23 protein-coding genes are annotated in these 24952 nt (G+C 43.1%); 8 read left to right on the plus strand and 15 right to left on the minus strand.

Annotated features, from left to right (window positions below):
* Nucleotides 1-331 precede the first annotated feature (331 nt).
* The 3 genes from R7Q38_RS08740 (at nucleotide 332) to R7Q38_RS08750 (ending at nucleotide 7161) form a co-directional block, all read left to right on the plus strand.
* A complete protein-coding gene (locus R7Q38_RS08740; RefSeq protein ID WP_239938396.1) occupies nucleotides 332-4729 on the plus strand; it encodes an RHS repeat-associated core domain-containing protein in 4398 nt (1465 codons plus the stop codon).
* The gene (locus R7Q38_RS08745; RefSeq protein WP_238844451.1) at nucleotides 4719-5618 is read left to right on the plus strand and encodes an immunity 49 family protein; all 900 of its coding nucleotides are present in this window, start codon (nucleotides 4719-4721) and stop codon (nucleotides 5616-5618) included. Before R7Q38_RS08740 ends, R7Q38_RS08745 begins: the two co-directional genes overlap by 11 nt.
* Nucleotides 5619-5940: 322 nt before the next feature.
* Nucleotides 5941-7161 (plus strand): ammonium transporter, encoded by a 1221-nt coding sequence (locus tag R7Q38_RS08750; protein ID WP_213914993.1) that lies wholly within the window; start codon nucleotides 5941-5943, stop codon nucleotides 7159-7161.
* Nucleotides 7162-7193: 32 nt separating this feature from the next.
* On the opposite strand, the gene R7Q38_RS08755 is transcribed toward R7Q38_RS08750, so the two are convergent.
* Nucleotides 7194-7367 carry a hypothetical protein gene (locus R7Q38_RS08755; protein WP_165401620.1) on the minus strand — a complete coding sequence of 58 codons (174 nt, stop codon included), beginning with the start codon at nucleotides 7365-7367 and terminating at the stop codon, nucleotides 7194-7196.
* Between the two features lie 118 nt (nucleotides 7368-7485).
* On the opposite strand from R7Q38_RS08755, the gene cobB reads away from it, so the two are divergent.
* Complete coding sequence (cobB, locus tag R7Q38_RS08760; protein WP_005377522.1) at nucleotides 7486-8217, plus strand: Sir2 family NAD+-dependent deacetylase; 732 nt, start codon at nucleotides 7486-7488, stop codon at nucleotides 8215-8217.
* 88 nt (nucleotides 8218-8305) lie between these two features.
* On the opposite strand, the gene R7Q38_RS08765 is transcribed toward cobB, so the two are convergent.
* From R7Q38_RS08765 to potA, 5 genes are all read right to left on the minus strand, one after another.
* The gene (locus R7Q38_RS08765) at nucleotides 8306-9343 is read right to left on the minus strand and encodes an extracellular solute-binding protein (RefSeq protein ID WP_005377521.1); all 1038 of its coding nucleotides are present in this window, start codon (nucleotides 9341-9343) and stop codon (nucleotides 8306-8308) included.
* A 249-nt stretch (nucleotides 9344-9592) separates the two neighbouring features.
* The gene (locus R7Q38_RS08770; protein WP_017634902.1) at nucleotides 9593-10624 is read right to left on the minus strand and encodes an extracellular solute-binding protein; all 1032 of its coding nucleotides are present in this window, start codon (nucleotides 10622-10624) and stop codon (nucleotides 9593-9595) included.
* Between the two features lie 102 nt (nucleotides 10625-10726).
* Nucleotides 10727-11497: a spermidine/putrescine ABC transporter permease PotC gene (gene potC / locus R7Q38_RS08775; RefSeq protein WP_005389180.1), complete on the minus strand. Its 771-nt coding sequence runs from the start codon at nucleotides 11495-11497 to the stop codon at nucleotides 10727-10729.
* The gene (gene potB / locus R7Q38_RS08780; RefSeq protein WP_005377512.1) at nucleotides 11497-12357 is read right to left on the minus strand and encodes a spermidine/putrescine ABC transporter permease PotB; all 861 of its coding nucleotides are present in this window, start codon (nucleotides 12355-12357) and stop codon (nucleotides 11497-11499) included. Before potB ends, potC begins: the two co-directional genes overlap by 1 nt.
* Entirely contained in the window at nucleotides 12338-13453 is a 1116-nt protein-coding gene (potA, locus tag R7Q38_RS08785; protein WP_017634901.1) for a spermidine/putrescine ABC transporter ATP-binding protein PotA, read from the minus strand. Before potA ends, potB begins: the two co-directional genes overlap by 20 nt.
* Nucleotides 13454-13853: 400 nt before the next feature.
* On the opposite strand from potA, the gene R7Q38_RS08790 reads away from it, so the two are divergent.
* The 4 genes from R7Q38_RS08790 to ttcA all read left to right on the plus strand — a co-directional run bounded on the left by R7Q38_RS08790 (nucleotide 13854) and on the right by ttcA (nucleotide 17248).
* Complete coding sequence (locus tag R7Q38_RS08790; protein WP_213877454.1) at nucleotides 13854-14651, plus strand: hypothetical protein; 798 nt, start codon at nucleotides 13854-13856, stop codon at nucleotides 14649-14651.
* Nucleotides 14644-15480, plus strand: coding sequence for a glucosaminidase domain-containing protein (locus R7Q38_RS08795; RefSeq protein WP_172563636.1), 837 nt, complete (start codon nucleotides 14644-14646; stop codon nucleotides 15478-15480). Before R7Q38_RS08790 ends, R7Q38_RS08795 begins: the two co-directional genes overlap by 8 nt.
* Nucleotides 15481-15493: 13 nt before the next feature.
* A complete protein-coding gene (locus R7Q38_RS08800) occupies nucleotides 15494-16156 on the plus strand; it encodes a DUF2987 domain-containing protein (protein WP_005389171.1) in 663 nt (220 codons plus the stop codon).
* A 198-nt stretch (nucleotides 16157-16354) separates the two neighbouring features.
* Nucleotides 16355-17248 (plus strand): tRNA 2-thiocytidine(32) synthetase TtcA, encoded by an 894-nt coding sequence (ttcA, locus tag R7Q38_RS08805; protein WP_005377502.1) that lies wholly within the window; start codon nucleotides 16355-16357, stop codon nucleotides 17246-17248.
* A gap of 139 nt (nucleotides 17249-17387) precedes the next feature.
* Here the strand turns inward: ttcA and uspE are convergent, their stop codons facing one another.
* From uspE to ccoO, 9 genes are all read right to left on the minus strand, one after another.
* Nucleotides 17388-18335 (minus strand): universal stress protein UspE, encoded by a 948-nt coding sequence (gene uspE / locus R7Q38_RS08810; RefSeq protein ID WP_005377500.1) that lies wholly within the window; start codon nucleotides 18333-18335, stop codon nucleotides 17388-17390.
* Between the two features lie 180 nt (nucleotides 18336-18515).
* Complete coding sequence (locus R7Q38_RS08815; RefSeq protein ID WP_005377497.1) at nucleotides 18516-19262, minus strand: FNR family transcription factor; 747 nt, start codon at nucleotides 19260-19262, stop codon at nucleotides 18516-18518.
* 90 nt (nucleotides 19263-19352) lie between these two features.
* Nucleotides 19353-20033 carry a sulfite exporter TauE/SafE family protein gene (locus R7Q38_RS08820; protein ID WP_064353933.1) on the minus strand — a complete coding sequence of 227 codons (681 nt, stop codon included), beginning with the start codon at nucleotides 20031-20033 and terminating at the stop codon, nucleotides 19353-19355.
* 8 nt (nucleotides 20034-20041) lie between these two features.
* Complete coding sequence (gene ccoS, locus R7Q38_RS08825) at nucleotides 20042-20206, minus strand: cbb3-type cytochrome oxidase assembly protein CcoS (RefSeq protein WP_005377493.1); 165 nt, start codon at nucleotides 20204-20206, stop codon at nucleotides 20042-20044.
* Nucleotides 20207-20221: 15 nt separating this feature from the next.
* Nucleotides 20222-22585, minus strand: a complete 2364-nt coding sequence (locus R7Q38_RS08830) for a heavy metal translocating P-type ATPase (RefSeq protein WP_064353934.1) — start codon at nucleotides 22583-22585, stop codon at nucleotides 20222-20224.
* Between the two features lie 4 nt (nucleotides 22586-22589).
* Nucleotides 22590-23066, minus strand: a complete 477-nt coding sequence (locus R7Q38_RS08835) for a FixH family protein (protein WP_005377489.1) — start codon at nucleotides 23064-23066, stop codon at nucleotides 22590-22592.
* Nucleotides 23067-23171: 105 nt separating this feature from the next.
* Nucleotides 23172-24146 (minus strand): cytochrome-c oxidase, cbb3-type subunit III, encoded by a 975-nt coding sequence (ccoP, locus tag R7Q38_RS08840; RefSeq protein WP_005377487.1) that lies wholly within the window; start codon nucleotides 24144-24146, stop codon nucleotides 23172-23174.
* Entirely contained in the window at nucleotides 24146-24319 is a 174-nt protein-coding gene (locus R7Q38_RS08845; RefSeq protein ID WP_005377485.1) for a cbb3-type cytochrome oxidase subunit 3, read from the minus strand. Before R7Q38_RS08845 ends, ccoP begins: the two co-directional genes overlap by 1 nt.
* 9 nt (nucleotides 24320-24328) lie before the next feature.
* Nucleotides 24329-24949, minus strand: a complete 621-nt coding sequence (gene ccoO / locus R7Q38_RS08850; protein ID WP_005377475.1) for a cytochrome-c oxidase, cbb3-type subunit II — start codon at nucleotides 24947-24949, stop codon at nucleotides 24329-24331.
* Nucleotides 24950-24952: the final 3 nt, after the last annotated feature.

The raw sequence follows: 24952 nt of genomic DNA on the forward strand, positions 1-24952 counted from the left end.
TGATGCAACTTATTGAGTGAATTTACGTAACTGGGCAGAAAATCATAGTTAAGTAAGAAACATGTAAAAAAATCGCGTCACGATGAGACATTAGTCTCACTCACGCTATTGTTCATTTACTCAGGATTCATCGTCCCGTTAAAGTACGCTGCGCTCAGAAATTCAAAGAGTTGCATACGTGAAAATTGCCATCAATACATTCAGTCTACGCATACAGAGGAATCTCTATCGGAGGATGTTTGATTAAGGCATCTTGCTCTCACAAATAAAAAGAGCGAAACGAGCATTAAATGATGCGGCAAGGTAAGAAAAGGACAAACACGTTACGGCTATGATCCCTCAATTCGTCATTCCTATCACGAATCGCTTTGGCGAAAGTTATCACTTCTCTGGTCAGTTACTTACTAGCGGCGAACCTAAAACATTCGTGACCAAACAAGAGGCAATAGAGTTTCTTGAGAGCTTTGGTGAGCTTGACCTTCGCTCTGTCGAGGACTTGTTCTATACGATTGGTCAATTCAAGCCAAACATACCTGACGGTGAGCTTACTTCCCAACACTATAATTCAACGTTTGCCAATGCTTTGGTGAACGGTGACTTACGTGTCGCTCGAATTGTACCTACCGGCGAAAACTACGCACTCTCGTCAGCGGTTACGCCTCCACCGACTCAAAATACCGTCAATGCAAAACCATCGAAGGGAAAGGGGAAGTCGAATAAAAAGAGTGGCAGAAGTGCCGCATCCGCCAAGCCTCAGCAACAAAGCAGCGAAAAACATGAGAAAGCCGGTGATCCTGTATCACTTGTGACGGGTGAAGAAATTCTCGAACTCTATGATATCGAGCTACAACAAGGTACTACTTGGCAGCGTACTTACCGCTCTTCGCAGTCGGATGTAAATCATGGAATGGGCTTTGGTTGGCGACATGCATTTCAGTTTGAATTACGCGAAAAGACGAACGAGAAAGACAATGTTATCGCTTGGGAGTTTGTTGACGATAAGGCCGATATCACAGAATTTGAGCCAGTAGATATTGGAGCAACAAGTTATCAAATATACGCTGGTGCGAGCTGTTATTTCCTGAGCTCAACAACTCGGATTGTAACGCTCGCGAATGGGCATCAATATCGATTTGAACAGAAAGATGATCGTTGGGTTGTTAAACAAGTCAGAAATGGCACGTTTTCAACGTTTCAACTGCAGTATTCTCGAAACCATCGATTGATCGAGATTGCATACAACAAGCGTCCGGTTCTTGAATGTCAATATGATAAGCAAGGACGCCTTGTAGAACTGCTAAATGCAAAGTCCCAAAAAGTTCTGACAACTTATACCTATGATGAGCACGATGATTTGGTCAGTGCAACTAATCATTTAGGCTTAAAGGAACAGTATCAATACCGCGGGCATTTAATTGTTAAACGTGTACGACCAACTGGCTTTACTCATTATTTTGAATGGGATGGCGAAGGTGCAAAAGCGAAATGCATCAGAAACGTTGGGGACGCAGGAATTTATGACTATCGCTTCCATTATCAAGGAAATCACTCTTCTTATTCTGACTCGTTAGATCATCAATGGTCTTTCTTGCATGACGAGCAGGGTAACTTACTCGAGAAAATAAGCCCCACAGGTAAAACTTGGCGATGGCAATATGATGAATTAGGGCGAAAAGCGCAAGCTATCTATCCTGATCAGTCAACGGTCAATTATCAATATAATCAGCATGGTCAATTAGTTTCTAAGTTTCATTCCTCTGGCAAAGAAATTCAATATGGTTATGACGGCTTAGGTAAGTTAGTTAAAACGGTTTCACCTGACGGGGATATCGAGAAGGCTTACTACAATAGCCTCGGTCAAAGAGTTTGGGATACCGACCAGTTTGGCTGTGTCACGGAATATGATTACGATAAACACGGTCAAGTCGTCAAAAAAGAGTCTGAAGATGGTAAGAAAAGTCAGTGGTGGTGGGATGAACAACAAAGACTTATCGCGAATGAAATAGACGGTACATTACTTCGTTATAGCTACAATGAAGAAGATTTAGTGAATGGCGTTGCTTATCCCGATGGGTGTATTGCTCAACTCGCTTATGATCAATTTGGCAGGCGTACATCAGTTCGTTATTTTAACGACGAAGACAAAGTCGGTTATAGCGAAGAATATTCTTACGATGAGCACAGCCGTGTTGCTCAGATTCGAACGCCAGCAGGCATTACCTCGTATCAATGGGGAGCACTCGCGCAACAAGAAGCAGTCATCTTTCCCGATGGCAGCCATATTTCTTACGAATACGATCAACAACGTAACCTGACTAAATTAGTTCGGAGTGACGGCTTAGAGTTCGAATTCCTGTATGACGATGAAGGCCAGCTGTCAGGAACTATCGGGTTTGATAATCTACAAAGCCAATTTGATTATGACGATATGGGGCGGATCCATCGTAAGCAAGTCGCCGATAGGACGGTGCTGTACCGCTATGACGCTGCGGGTTATCTCAAGCACGTCAAAGCAGGAAATGCTAGCGGTATTGTAGAGCACCACTTTAATTATACGCTTGGTGGGCGACTTACGTTCGCCTCCAATCGCCATCAAACATTGCAATACCAATACTCTTCATTCGGGCATTTAACAAAGCGCATTCAAGGTCAGTTTGAGATAGCGCAGGAGTTTAACAGAGTTGGCCAACGCGTATCTCAGGTACTGCCAGATAATACGGAGCTGAACTTCTCTTATGATCGATATGGGCGTTTTTCAGCGATTCGGTTTGGAAACCTAGATTTACCTCAAATCAAATTTCATTACGATGAAATGGGACGAGTTTCCCAAATTGAAACGGCACATTTTAATGAGCGCATCATTTATGATGGTGTTGGTCGTTTGGTTGAACAACATTGGCCAGATAGAGAGAAAAAGTACGTTTACAATGCGCAAAACCGTATTTCATCAATCATTGATAATACGGCAGGAGCAACGCACTATCAGTACGATGCCTTAGGGCAACTGAAACGAGTCAATGCTTCCGGAGAAGTGACTAAGTTTGAATACGATAGTTTTGGCAATCCTACTTTGCCATCTTCAGAGGTATTCGCTGATCGTATTGAAGTACACGATGGTGTCCGGTTCAAATATGACGCGCAAGGAAACCAGACAAAACGTGAGGGGCAAGGACATGTTCAGACTCGCGTATTTGATGCGTTAAATCAGCTCATTGAAGTTCACACCGACGATGGCATCAGTCAATATGAATATGATGCATTAGGGCGCAGGACGAAGAAAATTACACAACAAGGCGTTACGGAGTTCTTGTGGGAAGGGGAACGTTTAATTGGTGAACGCTCTTCATGCGCTTTCCGCTGGTACCTATATCAACCAGAAACCTACACGCCAGTGGCACTGCTAGAAAATGACGTTATTTATTGGTACCAGTGCGATCAAGTTGGTAAACCAGAGCGACTGATCGATTGCGAGGGGAATGTTGTATGGAGTGCCAGCTACGATGCTAACGGCTTTGCTCATGTACATATTGAAAATGTAGCAAATCCACTGCGTTTTCAAGGACAGTACTTCGATCAAGAAACCAGCTTACATTACAACCTCGCTCGGTATTACGATCCTAAACTAGGACGTTTTATCCAACAAGATCCGATATCTATTGCTGGTGGTATTAATCATTACCAATATGCAGTCAACCCTATCCAGTGGATTGATCCAACAGGTTTCCTTTGTGAAGAAGGGCTAAAACGCTTGGGTCAAATGTTGGCAGAGTATCAGGCGCAAAGCGATGTCCCCCAAGAGGTTTGCGATCAGATTTTAGAAGCTGCAAAAGAATCATCCGTCGGAGAAGGTGGCGTTCGCTCGCAAGTCAAAATCCGAAAACCAAAAGGTAAAAATCATATCCGATATGAGTACGATTTAGACCATATTGATTGCGAGAAGAACGAGATTACTTTTTATCGTCATATCAATCACTCAGATGGCACCAGACACGAAGTGCAGTATGTTGTTGGGATTGAGGAGTTTGTAAATGCGCATGTTTTTGACTCAGAGAAAGTTGGTGGAGAGGAAGGTTGCACGATCTTCACTGAAGATCTTGTGCTGAATAAAGCAGAGTATAAAGAAAACTCTGAACTCAATATGAGTGATTATGAGCTAACAGAAAAAAACAAAGCAAAAATTGATGAATGCTTGAAAGAGCGTCAAGAGGCAATGGACGCTCGAACTGGCGAAGAGGGATATAATGCTCAAATTGGCAATATTAACCAACAGTCTGCAAAAATAGGTGAGTTGGCCGCGGATGACTTTGTCCGGAGTAAACGTCCTAACGCTAAGCTGCTTCATCCCAAAGATATTGGAACCTCAATTTCGAAGCCGGGCGATTTTGATATGGTTTACGAGGTGGAAGAGCCGCCACCAGGTGAAATTATAATTGTTGAGGCCAAAGGAGGGAGCAGCCCGCTGGGTAGCAGAAAAATTGGAAATATGGCATATCAGCAAGGGACAACGGAATACACTGCCGAAATCACCAACCTAATGTCTGAAAAAAAGGAAGGAACGACTGAAAAATTAGCTGCCGACGAAATTCAATACGCCGCTTTATCCGGCAGAACTATTCGATATATACATACTCAAGCGAATATCCCTGAAAGTGGTAAGGCCTCAGATGTAAAACTAGAAGTGGCAGAGTTTAAAATTGATTCAAAAGGATTAAGTCAAAATGCAAAGTAAAGAATCGGTCAAATTTTTAGAGCGAAAAGCAAATCCTGAACTTGACACACAAGCCATTGTGAATCGGAAAAAATTTATAAACCGGGTCTTAGATAACAGAAAAGAAGGCCTTAAAATCAGGCGTGAAAACCTAGTCAGTCTTGGTGATTTCGCCATTGAGCAGGTTCGCTGGTACACATGGTTTCAAGCCTCTCATGAAGACGAGCAAATTTGTACATTACGTCTTTACGAAACTTCGCTGATGAGTGCTGGTTATCATATGCTTGCTACGCATCCCAATGATGAATTATCTATCAAGATCCTCGACTATCCTGAAGTAAAGTGGGACGGGGAAGGTATTTTGGAAACGGGGTGCATAAATCCTAATAGATGGATTGATATGTATTTTATATCGACAATTGTACGTGATAGACCTAGTTTAGACGCATTGGCAAGCTTTCCCATTTTTCTAATGAAGAAGAGCTCTACCAAAGCGGGTGAGCTGTCTTATATGCTAGTAGACGTAATTCAGTCGTTCCATAACCGCACATCGGACTACCCTGATAAGCTGGTTGCAGCAATGGACGCAGCGGTAGCTCAAGGGGATAACTGGGCGTTGGAAATTGCGATGGGGATTCTAGAAACCTTCGCAGCGCTCACTACTAACATTGGTTATGATTTTGAGGAAGTGCTCGTTAAAAACCTACAGTTTCAAGAGAAATATCATCTTAAAGAATTGGGACCAGATAGAGTAGGGATCCGCACGTTCATTAATTTCCCTCTGCTTGGCATGGCATGTATGTGGTATGACAAAGGTAACCGTTTATCTGTTGAAACTGGTTGGCTCCCTCCCTATCTTGTCGAAGGACGTTGGTTAGAAGAAGTAAAAGCAGGGAAGATCACTCGATAAACTCCTTTAGTTAGCAATTCAGTATATAAGCCACCTCTCATGAGGTGGCTTTTACGTTTTGTTGAGCTATATGGTGCGCATTATGTTGGTGCACTAAAACCATATTGGTGCATTTATTAGCGTGTTAAGAACCATTTCAAGAATGCCTAATTTTATTAAAGTTCATACAAAACAATAAATTAAAGTGTAAGTGTTAGAAATGTAAATTGTGGAATGAGAATTGCTCTGTTAGACGCTCTATAAATTAAGTTCACCAAATTGGTGATGAGCCTAACTTTGATGCACAGGATAAGTGCGCTACAGATCAACGGAGACAATCATAATGAGTGTAACTGCCAATCAGGTACACGGCGCTGTACAAACTCTCACGCAAAGTTCCGACACACTTTTCTTACTACTTGGCGCAATCATGGTTTTTTTGATGCATGCTGGTTTTGCTTTTCTTGAAGTAGGAACCGTGCGCCAAAAGAACCAAGTTAATGCTTTAGTTAAAATCTTGGCCGATTTCGGTATATCCGCCATCGCGTATTTTTTCATTGGATACTGGGTCGCTTATGGCGGCACCTTCTTCGCTGATGCTGAGACATTATCTCAAGGCAATGGTTACGAGTTAGTGAAGTTCTTTTTCTTGCTGACCTTCGCTGCAGCGATTCCCGCTATTGTTTCAGGTGGTATCGCAGAACGAGCTCGTTTTTATCCGATTCTAATCGCAACATTTTTCACTGTCGGCATCGTATACCCGTTATTTGAGGGAATGATCTGGAACGGAAACTTTGGTGTTCAAGCTTGGTTTGACAATACCTTTGGTTATGGCTTCCACGATTTTGCAGGTTCAGTCGTTGTGCATGGTGTTGGCGGCTGGATAGCGCTTGTTGCCGTCGTGTTTTTGGGCATGAGAAAAGGCAGAGTTCGAGCAGGAAAGCACACCAACTTTGCACCTTCGAATATTCCGTTTTTGGCTTTGGGAGCTTGGATCTTATGTGTGGGGTGGTTTGGCTTCAACGTCATGTCAGCTCAAACTTTGTCAGGCATAAGTGGCTTGGTGGCTATGAACTCATTGATGGCAATGGTCGGGGGCATTGTCGCGTCACTGTTGGTTGGTAAGAATGACCCTGGCTTTATTCATAACGGCCCACTAGCTGGCTTGGTTGCTGTATGTGCGGGCTCAGACTTAATGCATCCTATCGGTGCTTTAGTAACAGGTGCTATTGCTGGCGTGCTATTTGTTTATCTTTTTACCCACCTACAAAACAAAACCAAGATTGATGATGTGCTAGGTGTCTGGCCTTTACACGGTGTATGTGGCGCTTGGGGTGGTATTGCCGCTGGGATTTTTGGTCAAAGCGCATTGGGTGGGCTAGGTGGCGTGAGCATTATCGTTCAGCTTCTAGGAACGCTTTTGGGCCTTTCCATCGCAGTGCTTGGTGCACTTGTAGTCTACGGTGCGATTAATACCAGTATGGGACTGAGGCTTTCAGAAGAAGACGAATTCAATGGCGCTGACCTAGCCATTCATAAAATATCTTCGACCAACGAGGATTGAGGCCAATATGGGAGCGGCATAAAGCCGCTCTTTTAGCAATTGCCTTTCTTGGCTTGGCCAGGAGGACAGAAATTACCATTACCTCGATGGTCATCATCATTGGTGCTGACTCTTACCTTTACATCATCGACTTCGCCTTCAACATTGGTAAGTTGACAGCCTGCCAAAGTCATAAGCAATATAAACGCTAGAGATACTTGTCTCATTGCTGTTCCTCTTAAATTGTAATTCTAATAGTGACCATTACGACTATGGTCTAATCCATATTACTACTGTTGCTATTCTTTCAGTGTTAAGCTAATGAAAAAACAGCAAGGATGAGTTATGAATTTCCCTTATAGAAATATTGTAGTACTTACTGGTGCAGGTATCTCGGCCGAATCTGGTATTCAAACATTTCGTGCGCAAGATGGCCTATGGGAGAATCACCGTATCGAAGATGTAGCAACGCCTGAAGGGTTTGCTCGCGATCCGGACCTTGTTCAAGATTTTTACAACCAACGCCGCAAGAAACTTCAAGATAATGCGATAAAGCCTAATGCAGCGCATGAAGCATTAGGTCGTTTAGAGGCTGAGTTAGAAGGTAAAGTGACGGTCATCACTCAAAATATAGACAACCTTCACGAAAGAGGCGGCAGTCAGAATGTGATTCACATGCATGGTGAGTTGCTCAAGGCCCGCTGTAGTGAATCTAACCAAGTAGTAGAGCACAATGAGGACATTAAGACCGGCGAGCTTTGTCACTGTTGTCAGATCCCTTCACAAATGCGACCACATATTGTTTGGTTTGGTGAAATGCCACTGCGAATGGGGGATATCTACGCGTCATTAGAAGAAGCAGATTTGTTTATTTCTATTGGGACTTCTGGCGTTGTGTATCCCGCAGCAGGTTTTGTTCATGATGCAAAAATGCACGGCGCACATACCATTGAAATTAACCTAGAACCTAGTGCGGTAGAAAGTGAATTTGAGGAAAAACGCTACGGAAAAGCAAGCGTTGAGGTTCCAAAATTAGTTGACGAGATACTGGCTCTAGAAGGAAAAGAAAGAGCGTAGTAACTTCAACAGGAAGAGTTTTTGTCTTGTCATTAAGAACAAAAAAGCGGCTCATGAGCCGCTTTTTCATATCTTTAAAACTAACGAATTAGTTGTTCACTTTTAGCTTTTGGAAGTACTCATCGTACATTACGCTCGCTTCGCCAACTTCATCTTGCCAAGTACCGCTGTCCATCACTTCTTGTGGTGGGAAGATGCTTGGATCATTAGCAAATTCTTTCGGTAGCAGATCGTGTGCCGTTTTAACTGGCGTAGGATAACCAATCTCAAGTGCAATCTTAGCTGCGTTCTCAGGACGTAGTAGGAAATCGATCATCTTATGAGCTGCGTCAACGTTCTTCGCACCAGCTGGAATTGCTAGGCTGTCCATCCAGAAGATAGTGCCTTTTTCTGGCCAGATGATGTCGATGTTCGCGCCTTCTTGACGAGCCATGTATGCAGAACCGTTCCAAAGCATGCCTAGTGAAACTTCACCCGCAAGGTAAGGGTTTGCAGGAAAGTCTGAGTTAAATACTAATACGTTTGGCATTAGCTTTTTCAGTTCTTCGTAAGCGGCTTTGATTTCTTCTGGGTTAGTCGTGTTTGGTGAGTAACCAAGCTTAGTCAATGCAATGTGGAATACTTCGCGAGAATCATCCATCAGCATTAGTTGACCTTCCCACTTGCTATCCCAGAAATCATCCCATTTAGAAACCGATGACTTGTCTAGCATGTCAGCATTGATACCAATACCGGTCGCACCCCAAATGTATGGGATAGAGTAGTTGTTGTTCGGATCGAACGGTTTGTTTAGGAAGTTAGTATCAAGATCGGCAAAATGAGATAATTTCTCTTTGTCGATCTGTTGTAGCATGCCTTCTTTACGCATTTTAGAGACGAAATAGGTAGACGGTACTACCAAGTCGTAACCAGAACCTTGAGTTTTTAGTTTTGCGTACATACTCTCGTTAGATTCGTATGTAGAGTAAATAACTTTGATTCCGGTTTCTTTTGTAAAGTCTTCAAGAACTTCGTTTGGAATGTATTCCGACCAGTTGTAGAAATACAGTTCTTGATCAGCAGCCATTGCAGGGGTAGCGATGAGCGTCGCTGCACATAGAGCGCTTGCGTAGAATTTACTTTTCATTTGTTTTCCGTTTTGTTTCGCGATTGGACAAGTCAATACTAGCTGGAGTTATCAAGTTGAGCCAAATCGCAGTAAGCACAAATATGTTCATTTAGCTTGAATATCGTTGTCTCCTTGTTATGAGACGATAAATCTATGATACCAAGACAAATAAACCTAGCAACGCGCGATTATATCAGCCTAAGACAAAAATAGGCAGCGTATTGCTGCCTATTTTCCTATGGTTGATGACTTGTTACACAAGCTAGATTATTGTCCCGCTTTCAGCTTGAGGAAGTAATCTTCGTATTTAACGGTTAGATCACCAACCGCATCTTGCCATTCAACGCGGTCAAGGTCTTCTTGAGAAGGGAATAGTGGGGCAACGTCTTTAAACTTAGCATTCGATTCCTCCACCGCCGTTAGGTAGCCAGTATCACGAGAGATTTGCTCTGCGATTTCTGGGCGCAGTAAGAAGTCGATCATCTTGTGAGCGGCTTCTACGTTCTTCGCACCGGAAGAGATAGCGAAGTTATCAACCCAGCCGATACCGCCTTCTTTAGGAAAAACGAGTTTAAGGTTCAGGCCTTCACTTTGTGCCGCTGCGGCGCTACCGTTCCAAAGCATACCAACGCCCACTTCGCCAGACATGTAAGGTGCGCCTGGGTTGTCAGAGTTGAAAACTAGAACGTTTGGCATCAACTTTTGTAGCTCAGCGTACGCTTCATCGATTTGCTTAGGGTCTTTTGAGTTACCTGAGTAGCCAAGTTTACGCAGAGCGATATGGAACACTTCACGAGTGTCGTCCATCAACATTACTTGACCTTCAAGCTCAGGCTTCCATAGGTCAGCCCAGCTTTGGAAGTCGTTTGGATCGTACATGTCTGCGTTAACCGCTAGGCCTGTAATCGCAACAACGTGTGGGATAGAGTAGTCGTTACTTGGATCGTAAGGCTTGTCTAGGTAGTTTTTATCTAGGTTGCCGAAGTTTTTCAGCTTAGTCTTATCGATCTTTTGTAGCATGCCTTCGTCACGCATCTTCGCCACGAAGTACGTTGAAGGTACTACTAGGTCATAACCTTGGTTATGAGTTTTTAGCTTTGCATACAAAGTTTCGTTCGACTCGTAAGTCGAGTAGATCACTTTGATGCCAGTTTCTTTAGTAAATTGCTCTAGGATATTACTGTTGATGTAAGGACCCCAGTTCATAAATACTAGTTCTTTATCATCCGCTGTCGCTGTACCAGAGAACAGAGAAAGCGCACATGCACTACCAGCTAATAGAGTAGCCCATTTTTTCATTGACGTTAGCTCCAAACCAAACGTTGTCCAATTTTGGACGATAGATAGAAAAACAGAATGGCATGTAACCATTCTGTTTCGTGATGTTAACAGGTGCGGATTCTACTTCACTTTTTCTCTTGCTAGCAACTGAGAAATTACTACCAAGACCAAAGAAACAATCAACATCACCGTTGCTAGGGCGTTAACTTCCGGTGAAATGCCCACCTTAACCATTGAGTAAATCTTCAATGGCAAGATTTCGTATGTTGGACCCGTTACAAACGAGCTGATGATCACATCGTCCAAAGACAGGGTAAAGCTCAATAGCCAACCTGCGGCAACCGCTGGTTTAGCGAGAGGAAGGATGATCTGTTTCAAGATAACCCACTCGCTTGCACCAAGGTCTTTTGCTGCTTCCAACATTTTCACATCAAAGCCATTTAAGCGGCTGTATACAGTTACCACAACGAATGGTAGACAAAAGGTGATGTGAGCAATCAATAGAGTAAAGAAGCCAAGCTGTGCGCCTAATACTAGGAACAGAGCAAGCAATGAAATCGCCATTACAATATCGGGAGACATCATCACGACAAACAGCATGCCGTTTACCGCACCTTTACCTTTGAACGAGTAACGGAATAGGGCAACTGCCGTTAAGCTACCAATGATGGTTGCTGCTGTCGCTGAGAATACCGCTACGTTCAATGAATGCCATGCAGCTTGCATTAGGCTGTCGTTATTTACTAAGGTTTCGTACCATTTCGTGGTGAAACCACCCCATTTCATACCAAATTTGTTGGCATTAAATGAGTTAACAATTAAGACGATGATTGGCAGATACAAAAATGCATACACCAGCGCCATAAAGCTAAATCTAACTGTGCGTCCCATTAGTCTAGCTCCACTTTCTTATTCAATAGTTTGCCTGCTCTGTAGTAAGCGTAAAGCATCACAGCCATTGCGAAGGTGAGGGCGATACTGGTCGCAGCACCAAATGGCCAGTCACGAGCGTTCAATACTTGGCTCTTAATAACGTTACCAATCAGTAGGTTCTTCGCACCACCAAGAAGGTCAGAGATGTAGAACATACCTAGTGCTGGTAGCAGAACCAACAAACAACCACCGATAATGCCAGGCATTGTAAGAGGTAGAATCACTTTCGTAATGGTTTGGAACTTGTTCGCACCAAGATCTTTCGCCGCCTCGATATAAGTGTTGTCCAACTTCTCGATTGCCGAGTAAAGCGGCAGAATCATAAATGGAAGCAGGATGTACACAAGACCAATCATTACTGCTGTTTCGGTGTACATAATACGTAATGGCTTATCGATGATTTCCATCGCCATTAATGATTTGTTCAAAATACCTTGTGTACCCAGAACAATCTTCAGGCCGTAAGTACGGATAAGAGAGTTTGTCCAAAAAGGTACGATAACTAAGAACAACATGAATGGGCGCCATTTCTCTGGCATTTTCGCTATGATGTAAGCAAATGGGTAACCAATTACTAAACACAACAACGTCGCCACAATCGCCATGTAGAACGAGTGCATCAGCACTTTCGCATACAAGGGGTCGAGTAGACGTAAGTAGTTGTCGAAAGTAAATGTCATTTCGATTAAGTTTGCTTCATCACGCGTTAAGAAACTCGTACCGATAATCATCACATTTGGTACCAACACGAAAAGTGTTAACCAACCGACGATTAAGGTAATGATCGCGTTTTGAAGATTAATCTTCTTGCTTATCATTGAGGACTACCTCCCAACTCTCAACCCAAGTGATAGCGACTTTCTGGCCAAGTGAGTGGTCCACATCAGGATCATCTTCGTTAAAGAATTCGCTAACCATTACACGCATGCCTGAATCCAATTGGATAACGGAATCAAGCGTCATACCTTTATAGGTACGCTCTGTTACGTGACCTACGATGCCTTTTTCTTCAGACTCTTTGATCTCTTCGATACGTAAGTCTTCTGGGCGAAGTAGTACTTGCAGTTTTTCACCTGCTTGCGCTTCCTGATCGTAGTAAACAACAGACTCGACACCTTCGATTTCTGCACGGATACGTTTCTCGTCGATACGCTCTAGCATGGTTGCGTTGAATACGTTGATCTCACCGATAAAGCGAGCAACAAATAGGTTCTTCGGCTCTTCGTAAATCTCACGTGGAGAACCATCCTGCTCGATAACACCGTCGCGCATAACAATAATGCGGTCAGACATCGATAGGGCCTCTTCCTGATCGTGCGTAACGAAGATAAAGGTAATACCAAGTTGACGCTGAAGCTGTTTAAGCTCGATTTGCATTTGCTTACGCAGTTTGTAATCAAGTGCAGATAGAGATTCATCTAGCAGCAGTACTTTTGGTTTGTTAACAACCGCACGCGCAATGGCGATACGTTGTTGCTGACCGCCAGAAAGCTGATGAGGCTTACGCTGAGCCATTTTTTCTAGGCGCACCATGCGTAGCGCTTCCATTACTCGTGGTTCAATGTCCGCAGTAGGCGTTTTCTGCATACGAAGACCAAAAGCGACATTCTCATATACGGTCATGTGTGGAAACAATGCGTAACTTTGAAATACCGTGTTGACGTGCCTTTGCTCTGCAGGAACCTGTGTTACATCCTGGTCATCCAAAATAATTTGACCGTTATCTGCCGTTTCAAAACCTGCAATCATGCGTAAAACTGTTGTCTTACCACAACCAGAAGGCCCGAGAATCGTCAGAAATTCACCATGATTAACATCCAGATTTAAATTACCGATGATTTCCTTACCATCGAAACTTTTACTAATACCAGATAAACGAATAACTGGCTTTCCTGCTTGCGGTTTTGCGTTCAACGTCTGTATTTCCCCCACGTTCAAGCCGGGATTATCCCAGCTGATGTGACACTAACCATTCACTTTTGAGGCGCGCATCATAATCACCAAAAGTGTGAAATTAAAGCATTTTCTTATCTTGAAACAGAAATAATTTTGCAGGAAAAAGCCATCATTCCTTACCATACTGTTTTTATGAGATTAATTGGCATCTAGACACAGTTTGATAGCACTAAACTTTGTTCAACAATTGTTTCAATTTCATGACCTTGAAAGTGGTTAATTATCAACCATACAGTTGAGATTGCAAGGATTGTAGGTGAGTTGTGATGTTAGATGTGGAAAGATTTCTTTATAATGACGATTACATTAATTGACTGGAATTCCAGTCAAAATTTTACAAGTTAGTCTTGGATAAACTATGAACGACGATTTTGAGAAAGATTTCAATCTTGGGGGGAGTGTAGAGCGAGCTTTGTCTGGCAACTACGAGCTTAAAGCTGGTGCGGTTTTTAACGAAGCTTGGCGAGCAACCATCCAGCACTTTTTATCATTTTCTCCTGCCATTATTGTATTGCTTTTTGTCCAGTTAGGTATTTTCTATATTGCATTAAAACTGCAGTTGGGCGATTTGACCGTTATTCTTGATGCGTTTGAGAACCCAGAGTCGTTCACAAACGATATTGTGTCTTCTATTTATGTCGCGAATTTCAGTTATGAGGTGATTAGCGCCCCAATTTATGCGGGGATAAGTTTGATGGCTATGAGTCATGTCGCTGGCCTAAAGACTAAGTTGCGCCATGTTGGAAAGGGGTTGCAGTTCACCATTCCTGTTATCCTAGCAACGCTCATGAGCTTAATGCTACAAGGTGTGGTTGGTATGATTTTTCCTTTACTGTCGCTGTATCTTTCCTTGGCATTTAGTCACTCTATCTTGTTGATTTGTGAGAAAAGGGTGCCACCAATGCAAGCGTTGCTGTTATCACTTCGCGCAATCAACAAGAAGATTTTTGTGGTCGCGGGGCTTTACTTAGGCGTGATGTTAATGTTTATTATTGCAGCAATGTTCTACGGTATTGGCTTGATTTTTGTGCTGCCATTCTTCTTCCATTTGAAAGGCATACTCTACCGCGAAATGTTTGGAATTAAGCTTAAGATCGTTACAACACAGAAAAACGATAATGATCACAATGGTAACTCACAGGTGTTTGATGCCTAATTCTTTGAAATCAATAAGTTTACGAGTGGCGGCAACCTGTATAGCCGCCACTTTTATTTCTATAGGCCCATATTTACACTACGAGAAACAGTTTAAATATGTGGAAAATCCTGACGTACTCTCTGGCAAGATTAAGCATGTCGATTTATCACACTTGCCATACATCGGTGATATCCCAGACTTCAATTCAATAAAAGATACGAAAGAGAAAAAAGCAGCTTTTTTTGATTTTTTAAGGCCTAAAATTGCTCTTGAAAATCAACGAATTCGTCATGAGCGGGCCTTTCTTACCTCTTTAAAGGTGGGGCAAGTGACGCAAGTACAACAAGAGTATGCACTGCGGTTATCATCTTTGTATTCTTTGCCCTTGAGTAACAATAAGGTTGATCAAGCGTGGCTAGACGAGATGCTTGTGAGAGTGAACGTCTTACCAGAAGCGTTGGTTCTAACTCAAGCGGCAAATGAATCTGCGTGGGGCACTTCTCGTTTTGCTACTCAAGCAAACAACTTGTTCGGCCAATGGTGTTATAAAAAGGGCTGTGGAATTGTTCCAGCGCAACGTGGCGCTAACAAAGTTCATGAAGTTGAAAAATTCGATTCTGTACAACAGTCTGTTCATGGCTACTTTATGAATGTTAATCGAAACCCAGCGTATGCAGACCTGCGTGAAATCAGAACATCTCTGGCTGAAAAGAACAAGGGCTTGTTAACGGTCGCAACGGCGTCAGAGTTAACGCATGGGTTACTAGCCTATTCTGAACGTGGCATCGCCTATGTACACGATCTTCGCGCTATGATTCGTCATAACAACGCCTACTGGACGCAATAAAATAACGGATAAAATGAAAAAGTTAAGCCTAAGTCTATTGGGAAGTGCGGCGCTAATTCTTGTATCGCCGATAACCCAAGCTCAAGAGTACATGTTCACGTACTCAAAGTTATACACTCAACTAAAAAACAACAATAAAGAAGGGCATGACGATGTGAAAGTTGGTGTCTTTTTTGTGGACGCAAAAACTAAACAAATTTGTACGATAGAAAAAGCTTGGATGGAAAAAGAAGAGCACTATGAAGAGTTTGTTATCCCTGCTTCACAAGAGTTGCCTTTACCTGTTGATAAAAACTTAAAGTCAGCGAATCCGTTGGTTTTTGTCGATACCCCAAAAGATACACGTTGCGATTACTCACTTGTCGTGATGACCAAAGAACCATTACAGGGTAACGTTTCTTACGACCAACTTAAGCCTCTTCTACCTCAAATGCAGACGATGCTGGAAGATTTAGGCGGTATGTTTGCGGGTTGGTTTACACCGGAGGTTCAAGGTGTGACGATGGAGTTTGCAAATCAACTGAATGATAAAGTGATTTTCTCAAACGGAACCGAAAAGCCAATTGTCAATGGCAAGATACAAGTCGCACTAAGTGAAATAGGGCAAGGTGGCACAATGACACTACCAGAACCGACGATGCGAGTGTTACCTTATCTACCTAACGCAAAGAAATGAACACTGAACGTTTAGAAAGGGCTGCAATCGCAGCTCTTTTTTAATTTTGACCGTAACTAAAGTATCTTTCACACTCTTTTCTTAAAGACTCAATAAGACAAGCATTTAATCCTGCGTAAAAAGCTCGTATAATCCACGCCCCAAAGAAACCCATGTTAGGAAGTCCTAGTCGATTTATCGGCGATGTGAGAGCCCGCAATGAACCAAATAGATACAAGAAAAGAAACCCTAGAATTCAACAAGCTTCAGAAACGCCTAAGAAGACATGTTGGAAATGCCATTACTGATTACAACATGATCGAAGAAGGCGATGTTGTAATGGCATGTATTAGCGGTGGTAAAGATTCATTCGCGATGCTTGATATCCTGCTGAATCTTCAAAAAGCCGCACCGATCAAATTTGAAGTGGTTGCGGTAAACCTAGACCAAAAACAACCGGGCTTCCCTGAGCACATTCTGCCAGAGTATTTCGAAACACTGAATATCCCTTACTATATCGTCGATAAGGACACGTATTCCGTCGTAAAAGAGAAGGTACCAGAAGGCAAAACCACTTGTGGTCTGTGTTCACGCCTGCGACGTGGTACGCTGTATTCATTTGCAGAGAAGATTGGTGCAACTAAGCTTGCGCTAGGTCATCACATGGATGACATCGTCGAAACAATGTTCTTGAATATGTTCCACGGCTCTCGCCTTAAAGCGATGCCACCAAAGCTACGCTCTGATGATGGCCGTAACGTGGTCATTCGTCCATTGACTTACTGTCGTGAAAAAGATTTGATCAAATACGCTGAGCACAAGGATTTCCCAATAATTCCGTGTAACCTTTGTGGCTCTCAAGAGAACCTTCAGCGTCAATCTATAAAAGCAATGTTGATTGAATGGGATAAGAAGACGCCAGGGCGTGTGGAAGCGATTTTTAAATCAATTCAAAACGTAAGCCCAAGCCAACTAGCAGACCGCGAATTGTTCGACTTTGTTAACTTACCGCTAGATCGTGAGGGTAACCGCGAAGAGTATGAATTTAATGAGGCTGTCGTTTCTTCGACGAATATTGATGAATCAATGTTCATCGATGTTACGAACATCTAACTCGTAAAAAAGGAGGTCAATTAGACCTCCTTTTTTGTACCCAACGCTTTAACTGTTCCCAAACAAAATCCCCCTGTATTCGGGGGATTTATTAGCGTTTATTTGAAAGCGCTCAATACATAGCAATACTAAGGAGAGATTAGGTTGCTGTATTTGGATCGAGAGGACTAATGTAGCCTTTTGGTTTTAGAGCCAACACATCGCAATTTATTTTATCAATTACGTGCTCCGCTGTATTACCAATAAAGACAGCAGAAAGCCCTGTTCGCCCTGTGGTACCTAAAATAACCATTGCTGCGTTCAAGCGCTCTGCAGCTGCCGGAATGACATCTTCAGGTAAACCTTGCTCAACTATCGTTTGTTCTTCATCAAGACCATGTTTTTGGCGTAGTGCTTTCATAGCCGTTAAATGATGACCTCGCACTGCATCGGTATAAGTCGTTGGGTCAAATTCAGGAAGTTCAATCGTAATATTCGCCGGTGTAACGGGATAGGCGTTAACAAGATATGGCTTGGCCTCAAGCCGAGTGGTGATTTCTTTTAATCGCTCGACCATCGTATCGTTGAGATCAATATGAGTCGGGTTTTCTGAGCCCACATGTACTGAGGCAAGGATACTTGCTTGTTCCGGCCAAGCAGCATTCTTGATAAGAAGCACTGGAATAGGGCATTTTCGCAACAAGTGCCAATCTGTCGGTGTGAAAATGACAGACTCTAAAACATCATGCTTACGTGTGCCTTTGATGACTAGGTCATGATTGCCTGCATAGACTTCAGCAATAATCGCCTCATAAGGGCGGTTGTGCCAGACAACACAAACATCAAAGTCGAAGCCATCGTTTAGGTATGGTTGAGCAATTTTACGCATCCACTGCTCACGCTGATGAATGACACCTCGACGCATAGCATCTCTTTCATCCACTGATAGCATTGACGTCATGTCATACGAGAAATCGTAAATGGATAAAAAGAAAGTGATTCGGCTTCTAGATACACTTTTCTGAGCTAATTGAACAGCTCTTGCAAGTGCGGGCTGCTCATCATTATTGATGTCAGCTACAACAAGGATCTTACTGTATATACTCATAACTAAGCCCACTTCTATTGCAAAACCAGATACTGAATGTAAATTAAATCAGTATTTTGGAGTACTCACCGTACATTTTTACTGTAGCTTAGTTTGGAGAACTTTTTGAGGACTTTCGAAAGGAATTTATGAGAAATATGATGTAGCTCATTTTCGAGCTACATCAATAATTAGGGTGTATTATTCTTTAGTTACACCAGCAAGTTCCATCAATGCATCGTGGTCTAAGATAGTGATATATTTACCTTTTACGCTTAGGATCTCAGATTTCTGGAAACGACCTAACAAACGACTGATCGTTTCGACTGTAAGACCAAGGTAGTTGCCAATATCACCACGAGTCATAGTTAAACGAAACTCTCTAGGGCTGAAGCCACGCTGAGAAAAACGCGTTGATAGGTTGTAAAGGAAAGCAGCTAGTCGCTCTTCTGCGTTCTTTTTAGAAAGAAGCAAAATCATTTCCTGATCACCTTTAATTTCGTTACTCATCAAACGCATGATTTGCTGGCGAAGCTTAGGCATTTTACCCGATAGATCGTCTAAAATTTCGTATGGGATTTCACATACCATCGACGTTTCGAGTGCTTGAGCAAAGCTAGGGTGGGAGTCACCAGTGATAGCATCGAAACCGACTAAGTCTCCAGCTAAGTGAAACGCTGTGATTTGCTCATCACCTTGCTCTGTGATCGTATAGCTCTTGATGGTACCAGAGCGGATAGCGTATAGCGATTTTAGCTCATCACCGGCCTTAAAAAGCTCTTGTCCTTTTTGAATAGGCTTCTTACGTTCGATGATTTGGTCAAGCTGGTCAAGTTCTGCCTCATTTAGAGTGAACGGGATACACAGTTGACTAATGCTACAATCTTGGCAATGAATGGCGCAACCGCCTGATTGGATACGCTTTGTTGCAGGTTTTTCAGAAATCATAACAACCTTTCACTATTTGATATACATCAATATTTTAGCATCGCTTAATCCTAAAGGGTAGCAAAAATGTCACCTCAATAGAGTTTAACGTTATATGAAACCGAGTAATGCTAAGGCTCCTACAGCGGTATACGTACCATAGCCAATAAGTATTAATGCTGAAATATTTCTAAATATTAATGATTTTTGTAATTTCTGAAAATGATTGGCACCGTATCCAATAATAAGCATTGCAGGTAGCGTTCCGAGCCCAAACGCAAGCATAATTAGGCCGCCGTTCATCGCACTACCAGAAACCGCCGACCAAGTAAGCGCTGAATAAACTAAACCACATGGTAACCAACCCCAAATAAAGCCAAATGGCAACGCGTGAAGAGGATGCTTTAATGGTAACAAACTCTTCCCTGCCGGCGAGATAAAGCGCCAGAGATACTGCCCTAGCTTTTCTATTAAAAGTAAGCCTTGCCACCATTTAGCAATATACAGCGCGACCAGGATCATGAATAACGCAGCAATCAGCCTTAACCAAGCAAGAGAGTGCGTTAACCCACTAAGCTCAGATAAACCTGATATAGCACCACCCACTAATGCACCTATTAAGGTATAACTGAACAATCGTCCGAGGTTGTAGAAGAGGGGGATAAGAGGGGTGGTTTTATTTTTAGCAGAAGAGCCCATGGTAAGTAGAGACGCGATACCACCACACATACCCATACAATGACCGGCTCCTACTAAGCCGATCATCAACGCACCGATAAAATCAGGAGTCATAAAGGTCGCTACTTTTTATCACTATTAGATTGGTCTTCTTCGTCGAGAAGAATGTTGTGCCCTTGCCGTTCAAGATCTTCAAACTGATCGCTTCTTACCGCCCAAAGAAAAACGGCGACAGCAACACAAACGAGAACGATAGCGATGGGAATCAATATATAAAGACTTTCCATGTTTGCTTTCTCTACTTATTTCTCTTTGAGCAGGCGCAAAGAGTTAGATACAACGATAATTGAGCTTGCAGACATGCCAACTACTGCAATGTAGGGAGCCACTAAACCTGCGACCGCCAAAGGCAAAATTAACAGGTTGTAACCCAAAGACCAAGCCAAGTTTTCTCGAATAATCTTTCTTGTACGCAGTGCAAGCAAACGTGCCTCTAGTAGCTTTTCGAGATTATCCCCAAGTAACGTCATATCTGCAGAAGCTTTAGCGACATCTGTACCACCGCCCATTGCGACAGAAAGGTGAGCTCCGGCGAGAGTCGGCGCGTCATTGATTCCATCACCAACCATCATAGTGATACTGTTTTCGTCCAAGCTCTTAAGGTATGCAAGCTTATCTTCTGGCTTTGCTGACGCGACGATGTGATCGATACCAATTTCATTCGCCACTGGTTGGGCGTTTGAGAGAGAATCACCAGTTAGCAGGGTTGTCTTAATTCCAGCGTCAGCAAAACGTTGAATAAAGGCTTTGCTTTCTTTTCGGATAGGGTCGCGGTAGTAAAAGCTAGCGACATGCTTGCCATCAACCGACAGATAGACCGCCTGGCTTTCACCACTTTCTTTGCCTTGAACAAAAGCAGCACTACCTATCTTAACGATTTTGCCATTCCATATCCCTTCAATCCCTGACCCAATCACGTTTTGCACATCAGACACGATAAAGTCATCATTGGTGAAAGTTGCAAAAGAACGAGCGATAGGGTGGTTTGCATGAGCCTCTAAAGCTGCAGCTAGTGATAGACAATCTTTCTGTGGGAGATCACTAAGTACCTTTGTTTCACAGATCTCAATATCACCTTTCGTTAGAGTGCCTGTTTTATCTACAACTAAGTGGTTGATCTTACATAATGTCTCAAACACATGGCCTTTACGAAGTAAAATGCCAAAATTACCCATTCTAGAGGTAGCACAAGTGAGTGCGGTCGGTGTGGCCAGAGATAGCGCACATGGACACGTAGCGACTAACACAGACAGCATGATCCAAAACGCATCATCTGGTTTTGTTTGATGCCAGTAAAACCAAGTACCAGCAGAGATAATAAGAATCACACCAACAAAGTAACGGGCGACAATGTCTGCAATTTCCGCAATTTTAGGTTTGGAGTGTTGAGCTTCATCTTGTAAACGCACGATGTTGGAAATCATTGAATCGGCCTTTGAGCTTACTACCTCAAGTTCAAATGATTCGTCTCCGTTTAGCGTTCCCGCATAAACAATATCGCCTTCTCGTTTCACAACGTGCACTGACTCACCTGTTAGCATGGATTCATCAATATGAATACGGCCTGAAATAACTTTACCGTCAGCGGGGATATGTTCACCAGGTAGAACGCGAATACGATCGCCAACTTTTAGCGTCTTCACGGGTATCTGATCACCGTCCAGCGTTGTAGCAATTGCCGGAATCAACTTAAGAAGGTTACCACTCGCTGCAGCAGCTTTGCGACGAGCGCGCATCTCTAAGAATCGACCTACTAACAAAAAGAAGGTAAACATCGAGATAGATTCAAAGAAGACTTCGCCTTGTTCAGTTACTGTTGCAACTAAACTTGCAACATAGGCAAAGATCAACGCGATAGAAACCGGGACATCCATACCAAGGGTTCGGCCTTTGATACTGCGCCATGCGTTTAAGTAAAATGGAAGAGCGGAATAAAGCAAAACAGGAGTAGCAAAAATCAAACTTACCCAACGAAAGTAACTTTTAAACTCTGGCTCTAAATCACCAAAGACTTCGAGATACAGTGCAACGGCGAGCATCATGACCTGCATGGTTGCTAAACCTGCAATACCTAGCCGATATAGATATTGCTTCATCATTCGATGGTAAGAGGCTTCTTGCTTATCTGCTTCAAAAGGTGCAGCTTTGTAACCAAGTTTATGAATAACGGAAAGGAGCTCGCTTAACCGTACCTGAGTTTTATCCCAGGCTAGTAACGCTCGATTGGTGGTTGTATTAACACGAATAGATACCAACCCGGCTGTATTGGAAACTTGCTTTTCGATTAACCACGCACAAGCAGCACATGAAACGCCTTCTAAAGAAAGGGTTACTTCAGAAACATTTTCGCGATTTCGTACGAATTCAGATTGTACATCCGCATTGTCATAATGAATTAAAGCTTGGAGTTGCTCTGGTACTAGATCTGCCTTTTCTGCAGGCGCAGTGCGGTATTGGTAATATGATACAAGACCACTATCGACAATAGTCTGCGCCACAGTTTCGCAGCCCGGACAACACATGTCGCGAATTTCACCCAATATTTCTACTTTGAAATCCGTGTTGGCTGGTACATCTTCACCGCAGTGATAACAGGATTTACACATATGCTTACTTCATTAACGGTGTTGAAGAGGCAGGAAACTCAACTTTACCTTGGATCATCCATTGCTTGTCGTGTGGTTGTAGTTCAACAAACCATGGTCCTTGAATAGATTCCTCAGCTTTTAGTCGGTAATTACCAGATGCATCCGCTGTTACAAGCTTTGTGAAGTCACGATCAGGAAGAGTACGATGAGTGAAAGTGGCCGTTAGAGCAGGGTAATGAGGTAGCTTCCCTTTAGCGAAAACAATCACAACATTGTTATTTTCAGAGGAAATCTCAGCGTTAAGACCTAGGTCACGAGCGACATTCATTTTACTAATGTCGATATTAATGCCTTTGCCTTTTTTATAGTAATCCTCGGCGACTAAAGAAACAGAGTTGTTCGAGAAAACGACCACAGTAATCACAGTCCAAACTACGACAGTAAGAGGAAGGATGATTAGGAACCACGGCCAAAATTGTTTATACCAAGGCTTTACCATAAAAAAGTTCTCAACAGCTAAATGAAAAAATGTAAGGCGTTAAATTTAAAGGAAAGACAGCCCCTATGAAAGGGGCTGTTATTGCTATGTTACGTAATATCTCAGTTACTTACTCTCTGAGTTACTTAAACTCCAGACATATGAGGCAACGAGCTGAACTTTATCTTCACCCAAAATGTCTTTCCACGCAGGCATTACGCCTGAGCGTCCGTTCATTACGGTTTCTGTTACAGCTGCACGAGAGTCACCAAATAACCAGTCTTGGTCTGTAAGGTCAGGCGCACCGACTGCAGGGTTACCCTTACCATCGGTACCATGACAAGCAGCACACACTACGAAGCGTGCTTTACCTGCCGCGGCTTCACGAGCATTTACTTTACGACCAGATAGACTAAGTGTGTAACTTACAACTTCTTGAACACCTTGCTCACCAAGGGCATCTTTCCATGCTGGCATTTGACCAATACGGCCGTGCATGATGGTTGTAACGATCGCTGCTGGCTCGCCACCATATAGCCATGCATCATCAGTCAGGTTAGGGAAGCCTTTCTGACCACGTGCATCAGAGCCATGGCATTGAGAACAGTTTTGCAAAAACAAACGCTGACCAACTTTTAATGCTTCAGGATCTTGCGCAATTTCAGGAATTGGGCGTAGACCACTGTCATTGTGCGCAAGTTTACGGAATGCTTCGCCGAAGTAAGCGTCGGCATCATCCAGTTCTTTTGCATATTGGTTTAGTTGCTTGTTCTCTTGTGCTGCAGCGATGGCTTCTTTTGACTCTTCTAGTGAGCGAACGGTTTGAGCCGAACTCTGCCAGTTTAAAAAGCCCTTGAAGCTACCTAGACCTGGGAATAGGGCAAGGTAAACTGCTGCGAACACAAATGTGCTTACAAACAGGTAAGTCCACCACTTTGGTAGAGGGTTGTTTAGCTCGCGAATACCATCGTACTCGTGGCCCATGTCTTCCCCTTCCTCGACGCCCATTTTATCTTTAGCGCACCAAGTCAGGAGAATCGCACAGCCTACTAGCGTACCGACAGTAATCACGATAATCCAGAGACTCCAGAATGTAGTCATTACTTCTTCACTCCTTGGTTATTAGGGGTCTTTTGTTCTTCGTCAGCAAACACCAAGTTGGCATCTTCTTCAAAGCGTGCTTTACGCTTTTTACTAAATGCCCACCATACGATGCCAATAAAACTAGCGAAGAGTACAACGGTATAAATACTATGAATTGTACCGAAATCCATATGATCCCCTTACTTCATTGCATGACCAAGAGACTGAAGGTAAGCGATGATTGCATCCATCTCTGTTTTACCTTCTACTTCTTTAGCCGAATTCGCGATCTCTTCATCAGTGTATGGAACGCCGAACTGATCACGAAATAGCTCAAGTTTCTTCTGAGTTAGCTTACCGTCTAAAACGTTTTCAGCTAGCCACGGGAAACCTGGCATGTTTGACTCAGGTACAAGCTCACGAGGATCTAACAGGTGAACACGGTGCCATTCGTCAGAATAACGACCACCAACACGAGCTAAATCCGGGCCTGTACGCTTAGAGCCCCAAAGGAATGGGTGTTCCCAAACACTCTCACCAGCAACAGAGTAGTGACCGTAACGTTCAGTCTCTGAGCGGAAAGGACGAACCATCTGGCTGTGACAAACGTTACAACCTTCACGGATGTAGATATCACGGCCTTCCATCTCCAAAGGAGTGTAAGCGCGCAGATTTTCTACAGGTTCAGTCGTTTGCTTTTGGAAAATCAGAGGAGTGATCTCTACAAGAGCACCCCAACTGATAGCAAACACGATAAAAATAGCCAACAAACCGACATTACGTTCTAAGATTTCATGGCGATTATTAGAATTATTACTCATTCT

Origin of the sequence: Vibrio sp. Vb0598 (genome assembly GCF_033338935.1) — a bacterium.
In the GTDB taxonomy this organism is placed as follows: Bacteria; Pseudomonadota; Gammaproteobacteria; order Enterobacterales; family Vibrionaceae; genus Vibrio; species Vibrio alginolyticus.